The 13,641-nt window shown below is 34.6% G+C and carries 12 protein-coding genes; 11 read left to right on the top strand and 1 reads right to left on the bottom strand.

Annotated elements, in window-relative coordinates; genetic code table 11:
- Nucleotides 1–2: 2 nt before the first annotated feature.
- From ylqF to FP433_RS04550, 10 genes are all read left to right on the top strand, one after another.
- Nucleotides 3–845, top strand: coding sequence for a ribosome biogenesis GTPase YlqF (gene ylqF / locus FP433_RS04595; protein WP_265484432.1), 843 nt, complete (start codon nt 3–5; stop codon nt 843–845).
- Nucleotides 842–1,597 (top strand): ribonuclease HII, encoded by a 756-nt coding sequence (locus FP433_RS04590; protein WP_265486512.1) that lies wholly within the window; start codon nt 842–844, stop codon nt 1,595–1,597. The genes ylqF and FP433_RS04590 overlap by 4 nt, the downstream gene beginning before the upstream one ends.
- Nucleotides 1,598–1,650: 53 nt before the next feature.
- Nucleotides 1,651–2,496 (top strand): DNA-processing protein DprA, encoded by an 846-nt coding sequence (gene dprA / locus FP433_RS04585; RefSeq protein ID WP_265484434.1) that lies wholly within the window; start codon nt 1,651–1,653, stop codon nt 2,494–2,496.
- A 64-nt stretch (nt 2,497–2,560) separates the two neighbouring features.
- A complete protein-coding gene (gene topA / locus FP433_RS04580; RefSeq protein WP_265484435.1) occupies nt 2,561–4,639 on the top strand; it encodes a type I DNA topoisomerase in 2,079 nt (692 codons plus the stop codon).
- Nucleotides 4,640–4,735: 96 nt separating this feature from the next.
- Complete coding sequence (gene trmFO / locus FP433_RS04575; protein ID WP_265484436.1) at nt 4,736–6,067, top strand: methylenetetrahydrofolate--tRNA-(uracil(54)-C(5))-methyltransferase (FADH(2)-oxidizing) TrmFO; 1,332 nt, start codon at nt 4,736–4,738, stop codon at nt 6,065–6,067.
- Nucleotides 6,051–6,980 carry a tyrosine recombinase XerC gene (gene xerC, locus FP433_RS04570; protein WP_265484437.1) on the top strand — a complete coding sequence of 310 codons (930 nt, stop codon included), beginning with the start codon at nt 6,051–6,053 and terminating at the stop codon, nt 6,978–6,980. The genes trmFO and xerC overlap by 17 nt, the downstream gene beginning before the upstream one ends.
- A complete protein-coding gene (gene hslV / locus FP433_RS04565; RefSeq protein WP_265484438.1) occupies nt 6,981–7,505 on the top strand; it encodes an ATP-dependent protease subunit HslV in 525 nt (174 codons plus the stop codon).
- A 9-nt stretch (nt 7,506–7,514) separates the two neighbouring features.
- Nucleotides 7,515–8,906: an ATP-dependent protease ATPase subunit HslU gene (gene hslU, locus FP433_RS04560; RefSeq protein ID WP_265484439.1), complete on the top strand. Its 1,392-nt coding sequence runs from the start codon at nt 7,515–7,517 to the stop codon at nt 8,904–8,906.
- A gap of 76 nt (nt 8,907–8,982) precedes the next feature.
- On the top strand, nt 8,983–9,867 hold the full coding sequence (locus tag FP433_RS04555; protein ID WP_265484440.1) for an aldose 1-epimerase family protein: 885 nt from the start codon (nt 8,983–8,985) through the stop codon (nt 9,865–9,867).
- 82 nt (nt 9,868–9,949) lie between these two features.
- Complete coding sequence (locus FP433_RS04550) at nt 9,950–10,813, top strand: aldo/keto reductase (protein WP_265484632.1); 864 nt, start codon at nt 9,950–9,952, stop codon at nt 10,811–10,813.
- 128 nt (nt 10,814–10,941) lie between these two features.
- Here the strand turns inward: FP433_RS04550 and plsY are convergent, their stop codons facing one another.
- Nucleotides 10,942–11,583 carry a glycerol-3-phosphate 1-O-acyltransferase PlsY gene (plsY, locus tag FP433_RS04545; RefSeq protein WP_265484441.1) on the bottom strand — a complete coding sequence of 214 codons (642 nt, stop codon included), beginning with the start codon at nt 11,581–11,583 and terminating at the stop codon, nt 10,942–10,944.
- Between the two features lie 97 nt (nt 11,584–11,680).
- On the opposite strand from plsY, the gene parE reads away from it, so the two are divergent.
- Nucleotides 11,681–13,633: a DNA topoisomerase IV subunit B gene (parE, locus tag FP433_RS04540; protein WP_265484442.1), complete on the top strand. Its 1,953-nt coding sequence runs from the start codon at nt 11,681–11,683 to the stop codon at nt 13,631–13,633.
- Nucleotides 13,634–13,641: the final 8 nt, after the last annotated feature.

Genomic DNA, 13,641 nt, shown 5'->3' with positions numbered 1-13,641 from the left:
TTATGGCAACAATTCAATGGTATCCTGGTCATATGAATAAGGCCAAAAATCAATTAGAAGATAAGCTTAATTTAATTGATGTAGTAATTGAGGTGTTAGATGCGCGTTTACCAGTATCATCACGCAATCCGATGATTGGGCAAATAACTAAGCAAAAGCCTCATATTATTATTTTGAATAAGGCCGATTTAGCAGATCCAATTCAGACCAAAAAATGGACTCATTATTTTCAAGATGAGGGAAATTTTGTCCTTTCAATGGATGCTCAGCACAACACTAATATGACAGCACTCTTTAAAATAATAAAACTAGCTGGTAAAGCGAAAGTTGATAATTTAGTAAACAAAGGTGCTTCAAATCCAATTATTAGGGTAGCAATTGCTGGTATTCCCAACTGTGGTAAATCCACTATTATCAATAGAATGGTTGGGAGAAATGCAGCAATTGTTGGAGATAAACCAGGAGTAACTAAAGGACAAAGCTGGTTAAAAACTTCTGATTCTAGTATCCAAATTTTAGATACGCCAGGAATATTATGGCCTAAATTTTCCGATCAAGAAGTTGGGTATAAATTAGCTGCTTGTGGAGCAATTAAAGATAATGTTTTTCATGCAGATGACGTAGCACTTTTTTTAATAAATTTCTTAAAAGAACATTATTTAAGTGATTTAGTTAAATTTTCTCGCTTAGATAAAGACCAACTAGAATCTTTATCAGATGTTGATGCGATGTTAGAAATGACAAAGATGTATGGCATGAGAGATGATTATGAGCGTTTTTCACTTTACATGTTACAGCGATTTAGAAAAGCCAAAATTGGAAGGATTACACTTGATTTAAGATGACAATCAAAGAAATTAAAGAATTACTGCAGGATCCCAGTTTAAATGCAGATACCATAAAGATGTTACGTCAGGATGAACGTAAAGGTGTCAAAAAATTATTAGCTTCCTATGATAATAAATTAGCAAAATTGAAAAAAAAGCAGCATGAATTTGACCTGCGTTTTTCATATGAACGAAAATTTTGGCAAAATAATCAGCTTGTTGCGGGAGTAGATGAAGTAGGACGTGGACCATTAGCTGGCCCGGTTGTGACTGCTGCAGTAATTTTACCAGAGGATTTTAATTTAATTGATGTAAATGATTCAAAGAAATTATCTCCTCAAAAAAGAGCTGAACTTTATCCCAAGATTATGGACCAAGCCATTAGTGTAGCAATTGGGATTGCAGATAATGAAGTAATTGATAAAATCAATATCTATGAAGCCGATAGATTGGCCATGAAACAGGCAGTTTCAAAATTGAAAGTTAAGCCAGATGGACTTTTGGTGGATGCGATGGAGATTGATTCACCACTTCCTCAAATTAAACTTATTAAAGGGGATGCAAAATCCAATTCTATTGGGGCAGCAAGTATTGTTGCAAAAGTATATCGAGATAATTTGATGAATAAATATGCTGAAAAATATCCTCAATATGATTTTGTTCATAATGCTGGCTATGGTACTCCTAAACACATTGCAGCTTTAAAAAAATATGGTCCAACTCCCATTCATCGAAAAACTTTTGCACCAGTAAGTGACTTTTTTAATTAAATTAACAATCGACCTCTATTTTTGCGTATGTAAAAATTGGAGGTTTTGTTGTTATGAAACAAAGAGATTTTTATATTCGCTTGAAATTGAAAAAGGGAATTGGATATAAGGGAATAAGTGAGGTAATGGATACATTAGGAGATTGCCCTGAAATCACAGCTTCAATCATTCAAGAAGCAGATTTACCTGATAAGTTAAAAGAGCTTGTTTTGATGGCTTACAAGAGTCCTAAATTAGGTCAGCTAGTTGAGCGGATTTTATTACAATGTGAAGTACTAACATTTTTTGATGACATTTATCCTATTCAATTAAAACAAATGTATCATCCCCCGTTAATTTTATTTGCACGGGGAAATTTAAATTTGCTTTCTAGACGAATTACTGTTATTGTAGGTTCTCGAAATCCAACTTCTTATAGTACCTCTACTTTAAAGCGATTAATTCCAAATTTAGTTAAACAAAATTTTGTAATTGCTAGTGGATTAGCCAAAGGGGTTGATACAATTGCTCATGAGCAAGCTTTGGCAAGTAAAGGGCAAACAATAGCAGTTGTAGGAAATGGATTAAATTATTTTTACCCAGCAAAAAATCGAGATCTACAAAAGCAAATCGAAAAAGTAGGTCTTGTTTTAAGTGAATACTTACCAGATACCGAGCCTATTCCACCTTATTTTCCGCAAAGAAATCGAATTTTAGCAGGCTTAAGTGAAAATGTGATTGTGGGTGAAGCTCGGAAAAAGTCTGGATCATTAATTACTGCAAATATTGCGCTGCAAGAAAATCGAAATATCTTTGCAATTCCTGGTCCCTTAGGCAGTAAACTAGCAGAAGGGCCTAATTATTTAATTGCCGCAGGCGCTCAGCCAATTGTAAATTTTGATTTTAAAGATATGTGGTAGTTGACAAGGTGACTTTTTCTGGTAAGTTATAATTAGAATTATAGAACAAGGAAGGGGCATCTGAATGCCTACTAAAAAGAAAAAGAAAAATTTAGTTATTGTCGAATCGCCTCATAAAGCTAAGACAATTGAGAAATATCTTGGAAGTAATTATCATGTAATTGCCTCAAAAGGTCACATTAGAGATTTACCTAAATCCCAAATGGGTGTAGATTTAGAAAATGAATATCAACCAAAGTACATCTCAATTCGTGGTAAAGGGGAAACAATTAAAGAATTAAAGCGTGAAGCTAAAAAAGCAAAATATGTTTATTTGGCATCTGACCCCGATCGTGAAGGAGAAGCAATTGCTTGGCACGTAGCCCATGCTTTAGATTTAAATCCTCAAGAACCTAATCGAGTAGCTTTTAACGAAATCACTAAAGATGCAGTAAAAAATGCCTTCAAAAATCCACGTACAATTGATATGGATATTGTTGATGCTCAGCAAGCTCGCCGTGTCTTAGATCGGCTTGTGGGATATTCTTTAAGTCCGATTTTATGGGCAAAAGTTAAAAAAGGACTTTCTGCTGGTCGTGTGCAGTCAGTAGCTTTAAAATTAGTCATTGATCGTGAAAAAGAAATTAAGGAATTTAAACCAGAAGAATATTGGACAATTGATGGTGAATTCCAAAAGGACAAAGAAAAGTTTAAGGGTAGCTTCTATGGCTTAGATGGGAAGAAGAGTGATCTTCCAAATCAAGAAGCTGTAAAAGATGTTTTAAGCAGAATTGATAAGCGTAAAAAGTTTGAAGTAACTAAAGTAGTGAAAAAAGAGCGTCGGCGTGCACCAGCAGCTCCTTTCACTACTTCCACTTTGCAACAAGAAGCTAACAAACGTTTAGGTTATCGTACGCGTAGAACAATGAGAATAGCTCAATCACTTTATGAAGGGGTTAACCTTGGTAAAGGTTCTGTAGGATTGATAACTTATATGCGTACAGATTCTAAGAGAATAGCTAATGTTGCTAAACAAGAAGCTTCGAAATTTATTCATGAGGAATATGGAGAACAGTTTGCTTCAATTAAGCCAAAGAATTTCAAAAATGATTCTGAAGCTCAAGATGCTCACGAAGCCATACGTCCAACTTCTGCTTTTCGCACCCCAGACTCTATTAAGCAATATTTAACTAGTGAAGAATATCGTCTTTATAGTTTGATTTGGGCCCGTTTCATTGCAAGTCAGATGACTAGTGCAGTGTATGATACTGTGAGAGCTGATTTAGAACAAAATGGTGTAATTTTCAGAACTACGGGTTCAAAGATGAAATTTGCAGGCTTTACTAAAGTCTATGATATTGGTAAAGAAAAGAATAATGCTTTACCTGATTTACAAGAGGGCGATAAGGTAAAACTAAATAGTACTGATGATCGTCAGCACTTTACCCAACCACCAGCAAGATATACAGAAGCTAGTTTAGTCCATGCTTTGGAAGCCAACGGTGTTGGTCGTCCGTCAACTTACGCCCCAACAATTGATACAATTCAACGGAGATATTATGTAAAACTTGAAGGCCGTTCAATTGTACCAACAGAACTTGGTGAAATTGTCGATGGATTAATTGAAGAATTTTTCCCAGATATCGTAAATGTCGACTTTACTGCTCAACTCGAAGATGATCTTGATCATGTTGAAGAAGGAGAGAAAAATTGGGTAAAGGTTGTTGACAACTACTACAAACCATTTTCTAAAGAATTAGAAAAAGCAGATAGTGAAATTGAGAAAGTCCAAATTAAAGATGAACCTGCGGGCTTTAATTGTGATATCTGTGGTGCCCCAATGGTTATTAAAATGGGAAGATATGGAAAGTTCTATGCTTGTTCTCGTTTCCCAGAGTGTCGCAATACTAAGCCAATTGTTAAGAAAATTGGTGTAACTTGTCCTAAGTGTGGTAAGGGAGAAGTTATTGAGAAAAAGTCGAAGCGTAATCGAAAATTCTATGGCTGTTCTCTGTATCCTGAATGTGATTTTGTTTCTTGGGATCAACCAATTGGACGTAACTGTCCTAATGATGGCCATTTCTTAGTGCAAAAGAAATCCAAAAAAGGTCTAACTATTTTGTGTCCTAATGGTGATTACAAAGAAGAACCAAAAGAAGAATAATTTAACAAAATTTAAACTTAAAAATGATATCATTGTTTTTAAAGCAATGGTATTATTTTTGTAGAAAAACAAAATATAAAGTAGAAAGAGAATTATATGACAAAAAAAGTAACAGTAATCGGTGCAGGACTTGCTGGGAGTGAAGCTACCTGGCAATTGGCAAAAAGAGGAATTAATGTAGATCTTTATGAAATGCGTCCTAAAAAACAAACTCCCGCCCATCATACGAGTGGTTTTGCAGAATTAGTTTGTACTAATTCAATGCGTTCAAATCAACTTTCTAATGCTGTTGGGCTCTTGAAAGAAGAAATGCGCCAGCTTGACTCTTTAGTATTAAGAGCTGCTGATAAGACTGCTGTTCCTGCTGGAGGTGCCTTAGCAGTTGATCGAGACAAGTTTTCACAGGAAATTACTGACCAGTTAAGATCTTTACCAAATGTTACAATCCATGAAGAAGAAATCACTAGTATTCCTAAAGATGGCATTACAATAATTGCAACTGGTCCTTTAACAAGTGATGACTTAGCTGAAAAAATTCAGGAATTTTGTGGAACAGATAGTCTGCACTTTTTTGATGCGGCGGCTCCAATTGTAGCAGCTGATTCCATTAATTATGATATTGTTTATAAAAAATCACGTTATGATAAAGGTGAAGCTGCTTATCTTAATTGCCCAATGACAAAAGAAGAATTTTTTGAGTTTTACAAGGCTTTAATTAGTGCAGAAACGGCTGAACTACATGGATTTGAAAATAGTAATGTGTTTGAGGGATGCATGCCAATTGAGGTGATGGCACACCGAGGTGAAAAAACTATGCTATTTGGACCTTTGAAGCCTGTTGGGTTAGAAGATCCAAGAACTGGAAAAACTCCTTATGCCGTTATTCAGCTACGTCAAGACAATGCAATTGGAAGTATGTATAATATTGTCGGCTTTCAAACCCACTTGAAATATGGTGAACAAAAACGTGTATTTTCTAAAATCCCTGGGTTAGAAAATGCTAAATTTGTTCGCTATGGGAAGATGCACCGTAATACCTATATTGCTAGTCCTGAAGTTTTAAATGCGACTTATGAAGCAAAAACTCAATCAGGGTTATTTTTTGCAGGACAAATGACAGGGGTAGAGGGCTATGTTGAAAGTGCAGGAAGTGGCCTAGTAGCCGGTATTAATGCAGCATTAAAAGCTGCTGGTCAAGATACAGTAGCCTTTCCTAAAAATACAGCCTTGGGTTCAATGGCAAACTATATCACTACTACTAGTGCTAAGCATTTTCAACCAATGAATGCATCTTATGCATTACTTCCTAGCTTGGATCACAAGGTACGTAATAAACAAGAGCGTCACTTAGAGATTTCAAAGAACGCTCTAGCTAGTTTAGATAAATTTAAAGAAGATGTTTTAAAATCTTATGACCAACTCAATTAAACTTGATGACTATTTAAAAAAATTCAAAGAGTATTTGATGTATGAACGCGCTTATAGTGAGTACACTTTGAATAGCTATCTTGAAGACTTAACACAATTTCAAAATTTTTTAAGAAAAAATGGTGAATTTATAGGCTGGGATCAAGTTAAAACTAGAGATATTGAGAGATTTTTAGAAAAATTAGGTAAAGAAGCGAGTCGAAGAACACTACAAAGAAAGATGTCTTCTTTACGCTCTTTTTATCAATTTTTAGTAAAAAGGGATTTATTAAAAATTGATCCTACCATTGCAATTTCGATTAGAGCAGGAGAGAAAAAATTACCAGAATTTTTTTACCAAAATGAAGTAAAAAAAGTAATTGATTCTTTAAATGATTCTAAGCCGCTGACAATGCGTAATAAAGCAATTATTGAGTTGTTTTATGTAACCGGAATGCGAAGAAGTGAACTAGCGAATTTAAAGTTAGAGCAAATAGATTTTGACATGCGCGTCATTTTAGTGCATGGTAAAGGTAGGAAGGATCGTTATGTTCCTTTCACTGAGGAAAGCTGTGTGACTCTAAAAAATTATTTAGAAAATTCACGTCCTGTTTTGTTAAAAACAAACTTTGATGCAGGGGATGTTTTTTTGAATAATCGAGGTAAAAAAATCACGGAACGTGGAATTGCACAGGTAATGAGAGATGTATTTTTAAAAGCAGGGGTGAGTGCTAAAGCGCATCCCCATATGTTACGACACTCTTTTGCTACCCAAATGCTTGATAATGGTGCTGATATGCGTAGTGTACAAGAATTGTTAGGACATGAATCTTTATCTACTACCCAAATTTATACTCACATCAGTACCAAGAAATTACAAAGCGACTATCAAAAGTTTTTCCCCAGAAATAATAAAGAAAACGAGGCAAAGTAAATGACAACAATCTGTTCTGTAAGATACAATGGACAAACTGCAATTGCAGGTGACGGACAAGTCACTTTAGGTGAAAAAGTTATTGCTAAAGCAACTGCTAAGAAGATTCGCCGTATTTATCATAATAAAGTAGTAATAGGCTTTGCAGGTGGAGTGGCTGATGCAGTCAGCTTACAAGACATGTTAGAAGGAAAACTTGAAACTTATTCAGGTGATTTACGACGTGCAGCAGTTGAAATGGCACAAAGTTGGCGTAAGGATCCAACTTTAGCTAAATTAGAAGCTATGGTAATTGCTTTTGATGGCAAGGACTTATTATTAATTTCAGGAAATGGTGAAGTCTTAGAGCCCGATGAAGATGTAGTAGCAATTGGATCAGGTGGTAATTTTGCCCAAGCGGCTGCAATTGCAATGACACGTCATAGCAATGGAATGAGTGCAAAAGAGATTGCTCAAGAAGCTGTAAAAATTGCTTCTGGAATTGACATTTTTACTGATGATCATATTACAACAGATGAAATTTAGGTGATTAATTTGACAACACAAAAAACTCCCAAGAAAATTGTAGATATTTTGAATGAATATATTATTGGTCAAGATGAAGCTAAAAGGGCAGTAGCTATTGCTTTGTACAATCGCTATCGTCGCTTACAATTGCCAAAAACTCTTCAACAAGAAATTACTCCTAAGAATATTTTGATGGCCGGACCAACTGGAGTAGGTAAAACAGAGATTGCCCGTCGACTTGCTAAAATTGTAGATGCTCCTTTTGTAAAAGTAGAAGCAACTAAGTTTACTGAAGTTGGATATGTTGGTCGAGACGTCGAATCAATGGTGCGTGACTTAGTAAAAGAAGCAGTCCGCATGGAAGAAAAAGAGGAATTTGAACGTGTAAATACAGAGGCAATTAAAAAAGCTAATGAACAGTTAGTTAAAGTTTTAGTTCCTGTAGTACGTCAAGAAAATCGTGAGCAGTCTTTTGATCAAATGATGAAGATGCTCTCAGGAAACTTCGGAAATAAAGAAGAAGTTAAGGAAGAAATTCCTGAAGATATTAAAAATAAAAGAATGAGTACTGCTCAAAAGTTAAATCAGGGATTATTAGAAGATCATGAAGTAACAATTGAAGTTGAACAAGCTCCCCGTGTAAATCCAATGGGTGACATGATGGGACAAATGGGAATGGATATGTCTAGCATGATGGGTGATATCTTACCTAAGAAGAAAGTAAAGCGTACTTTGAAGGTTAAAGATGCCCGTAATGTGTTAGTTCAAGAAGAATCCAAAAAGTTAATTGATTATGATTCTTTATATCAACGTGCCATAGAACGTACCCAACAAAATGGAATTATTTTTATCGACGAAATTGACAAAACAACTGGTGGCGATAAAAATAGTCGAGCACAAGTTTCTCGTGAAGGTGTGCAAAGAGATATTTTACCAATTGTAGAAGGATCAACTGTAACTACTAAATATGGTCCAGTTTCTACAGACCACATTCTTTTTATTGCAGCAGGTGCCTTTGCAGAAAGTAAGCCAAGTGACTTAATTCCTGAACTTCAAGGACGTTTCCCAATTCGTGTAGAATTGAATGCTTTAACTGAAGAAGATTTTGTAAAGATCTTAAAAGATCCACAAAATTCTCTTTTAAAACAGTACATTGCGCTTTTAAAAGCTGATGGAATTGAATTAGTCTTTACACAAGAAGCAATTGATCGAATTGCTCAAATTGCTTATCAAGTAAATCAAGGTACAGATAATATTGGAGCTCGTCGTTTAGCTACGATTTTAGAAAAATTACTGGAAGATGTACTATATGAAGGTCCAGATATGACCATGGGAGAAATTACTATTACTCAAAAATATGTGGATGATAAGCTTCAAGATATTGTTACTAATAAAGATTTAACTAAGTTTATTCTTTAGTTACTAAGCTGCTACATCCCTGTGATGAAGCAGCTTTTTTGTAAGTAAGGTTAGCTAGTGGTAAGGAAAAGAAACGATGGAATATAGATTAAAAAATGATTTTTTGACAGTTACTATTTCTGATCATGGTGCTGAGATTCAAAGTATCGTTGATAATGAAACTCAAACAGAATATATTTGGCAAGCAAATCCAAAAGTTTGGAAACGACATGCGCCAATTTTATTCCCAATTGTCGGAGCTTTGAAAGATAATCAGTACTTTTATAAGGACAAGATTTATAATATGTCTCAGCATGGTTTTGCTCGAGATATGAATTTTAGGGTGGAAAATGCTAGTGAAACAAGTATTACCTTTTTGTTGCAGGATACCCCAGAAACTTTAAAAAATTATCCTTTTAAATTTGAACTTAGAGTAACCTATACCTTGAGTAATAATTCAGTTGAAGAAAATTTTGAAGTTATAAATCAAGATACTAAGGAAATGATTTTTGGAATTGGTGGTCATCCGGCATTTAATTTACCAACTAATCAAGAAATTAAGAAAGATGATTATTACTTCAAATTTGCCCCCTCAGTAGAGCATATGCGGATTCCCTTAAAGGCACCGCTCCTAGATTGGAGTAAGCGATCGCAAGCTGCGACAGATTCCTTAATTAAAATCAGTGACCTACTATTTAAAGAAGATGCTTGGGTTTTAGAATTACGTGGTAAAAATGAAGTGAGCGTAGCGACAGATAAAAATAATTATCAAGTAAGTATTAAAATGGATGCACCTTATGTTGGATTATGGTCGCAATACCCTCAAACAGCAGATTACGTTTGCATTGAGCCATGGTGGGGAATAGCAGATATTTTAGAGACTAAAGGGCATTTAGAAGATAAAAAGGGAATGAATCATCTAGCTGCTGGCAAAACGTGGAAAGCTGGTTTTGTGATGACCTTCCAAGATAAAAATAAGTAATTGAGTTCTTTTCGAAGACTTTATCTAAGAATTAGAAGTATAATGAAGGGGATAGAAATAGGAGGTTTAAATTGTGACTAAGATTCCAACAATTTTTTTAAATGACGGTAATGAAATGCCCCAATTAGGGTTTGGAGTATACCAAGTTCCAGATCATGATGAAGCTAAAAAGGCAGTTGCAGAAGCACTACGCAATGGCTATCGTTTAATTGATACTGCAGAAATGTATGGAAATCAAAGAGCAGTTGGTGAAGCGATTAAAGAAAGTGGCATTAAGAGAGAAGAGATCTTTTTAACTAGTAAAATTTGGGTAAATCATCTTACTTTTGAAAAAGCTCAAAAAGCAATTGATGATGACTTGAAAGAACTAGATACAGATTATATTGATTTAATGTTAATCCACCAACCATATGGAGATATCTTTGGTGCCTGGAATGCAATGGCTGCTGCAAAGCGGGCAGGTAAAATAAAATCAATTGGGTTGTCTAATTTTTATCCAGATCAATACATGAACTTAGAATTAGCTCATGAAGAAAAACCAGCTATTAACCAAATTGAAATTAACCCATTTTTCCAACAAACTAATGATGTGAAGTTTTTCCAAGGACGTGATGTGGCTGTAGAGGCTTGGGCACCATTCGCAGAAGGTAAAAATGATATTTTTAATAATCACTTATTGAAAGAAATTGGCGAAAAATATGGTAAGACACCTGCTCAAGTTATCTTACGCTGGCTTATTCAACGTGAGATTGTGGTTATTCCTAAGTCTGTTCATTCAAATCGCCAAAAAGAAAATATGGACATCTTTGATTTTGAATTAACTAAAGACGAAATGGAGAATATTCGTGGTTTAGACAAGGGTGTAAGTCAATTCTTTGATCACCGTGATCCAGCTGTTATTGACGATATTTTTGGAGAAAGTTTAAATCAATTACGTCATTCATAATAAAAAAGATAAGTCTTTAAGAAAAAGTTATTTCTTTTCAAAAGGACTTATCTTTTTTTAAAAGCACTTGCGAACAAATGTTTTGAAATATATAATATTTAAAGGAAAAAATCAGAGTTTAAATTAATTTATTTCTTTAATTCATGATGTGCCTTTTTATACCAATACCATAGTCCAAAGGGAATAATATTTTCCTGATGATGGAGTAAACGCTTGATATTAGAACGATGACGAACAAATAAAACGATAGTCATAAATCCGATAATTACTGTTAAAAAAACATCATGAAAAAAGAAAGAACAGATAAATAAAATTACAATTGAAATTAAACTCGATAAACTTACATAACTTGTAATAAATACCATTGGTAAGAATACAATGGCAGCTAAGCCAAAGAATTTAAGATTATAGGCTAATAATACCCCAGCTGTTGTTGCAACAGCTTTTCCACCATGGAACTTTAAGAAAATTGAGAAGGTATGTCCTAAAATAGCAGCTAATCCTGCTAGAAGGACAAAGTAATGTGGCGAAGTTGACAAGATAAAATATGGCAAACTTGCAGCTAATGTCCCTTTTAAGACATCAATGATTAAAACTACACTTCCTGCAAGTGGACCTAAGACTCTAAAGGCATTAGTTGTTCCAATATTTCCAGAACCGTATTGACGTAAATCTTTGTGACAAATAAATTTTCCAATTAGTACACCGGTCGGAAAGGAACCGATCAAGTATGCTAAAATAAACACAAATATATATTTTAATATAGACATTATTTTTCAACCTCATCTTATTATAAAGTTATTGTAGCAAATTATTACTAGGTTATGGGAATTTGAAGGTAATTGTTGTAAAAATGGAGGAATTTTTTTGACTAAAACTAATACAAATACTTATGATGATTCATCGATTCAAATCTTACAAGGTTTAGAGGCAGTTAGAAAACGTCCCGGAATGTATATTGGCTCAACTGACCGTTATGGACTTAACCATTTAGTTTATGAAATAGTAGACAATGCTGTTGATGAAGCAATGGCAGGATATGGGAAAGAAATTAATGTAACTATTCATGAAGATAATTCAATTACTGTGCAAGACTTTGGGCGGGGAATGCCAACGGGGATGCATCCCTCAGGTAAACCAACGATTGAAGTTATTTTGACGGTACTACATGCTGGAGGTAAGTTTACCGAACAGAATTATCAAACTTCTGGAGGACTTCACGGAGTGGGGTCTTCAGTAGTTAATGCTCTTTCTTCTTGGCTTAAAGTTCGTGTTGTGAGGGATGGAATTGCCTACGAAGAAGAATTCAAAAATGGTGGTCATCCAGTAGGTACTTTAAAAAATTTAGGTAAAACTACTGACAAAACAGGAACAACAATTACTTTTAAGCCAGATCCAACCATTTTTTCTACTACTACATATAATTATGAAACCATTCAAGAAAGAATCAGAGAATCAGCTTTTCTTTTAAAGGGAGTTAAATTTACTTTAACTGATGAAAGAGATCCTAATCACCATGATGAATTTTTATTCGATAAGGGAATTCAATCTTTTGTTTCATATTTAAACGAGGGTAAAGATACCATGGGAAATGTTTTCTACTTTGAAGGAAAACAACATGGAATTGAAGTTGAATTTTCTGGTCAATATAATGATGGATATTCAGAGAATTTTGTCTCTTTTGTAAATAATGTCCGTACTCCTGATGGTGGTAGTCATGAAGCAGGAGCGAGAAGTGGATTTACACGTGCTTTTAATGATTTTGCTAAGAAGCAAGGCTTACTTAAAAATAAAGAAAAAGGTCTTGAAGGATCTGATTATCGTGAAGGCTTGAGTGCAGTTTTATCAGTCAAGATTCCGGAAGAATTACTTGAGTTTGAAGGTCAAACAAAAGGTAAGTTGGGAACACCACAAGCAAGAAGTGTAGTTGATAATATTGTTTATGAACAATTATCTTACTACTTAATGGAAAACGGTGAATTTGCCCAGAGTTTAGTGCAAAAAGCTCAAAAAGCACGTGATGCTCGTGAAGCAGCTAAAAAGGCACGCGATGAAAGTCGAAATGGTAAAAAGAGACGAAAGAAAGAAATTCTTTCTGGTAAATTGACACCAGCTCAATCTCGTAATCCTAAGAAAAATGAACTTTTCTTAGTCGAAGGTGATTCTGCTGGGGGTTCAGCAAAGCAAGGAAGAGATCGAAAATTCCAAGCAATTTTACCTTTGAGAGGAAAAGTATTAAATACGCAAAAAGCAAAATTACAAGACATCTTCAAAAATGAAGAAATTAATACTATGATTCATACAATTGGGGCAGGAGTAGGTCCAGATTTTGAAGTAAAAGATTCAAATTATGATAAAGTTATTATTATGACGGATGCGGATACAGACGGAGCTCATATCCAAATTTTACTTTTAACGTTCTTCTATAGATATATGCGTCCAATGATCGAAGCGGGGAAGGTTTATATTGCACTTCCTCCATTATATAAATTGCAAAAAGGCAACAATAAAAAAGCTAAAATCGAATATGCTTGGACAGATGAAGAGTTAGCTGAAGTCTCTAAAAAAATGGGGAAAGGCTTTTCGCTCCAAAGATTTAAAGGTTTGGGTGAAATGAATGCGGATCAGCTCTGGGAAACAACAATGAATCCAGAAACAAGAACTCTAATTCGTGTCAAGATTGATGATGCACAACTAGCAGAAAAACGTGTTACTACTTTAATGGGCGACAAAGTAGCACCTAGACGTAAATGGATTGATGAAAATGTGAAGTTTAGAATGGGTGAAGAAGGTTCCATTTTAGAAACGAGTCGTCAATAATTTAAGAA

The sequence above is a fragment of the Lactobacillus sp. PV012 genome (assembly GCF_014522325.1).
Lineage (GTDB): Bacteria > Bacillota > Bacilli > Lactobacillales > Lactobacillaceae > Lactobacillus.
The sequence above is the reverse complement of the archived record's forward strand: the minus strand, read 5'-3'. Positions and strand labels throughout refer to the sequence as shown.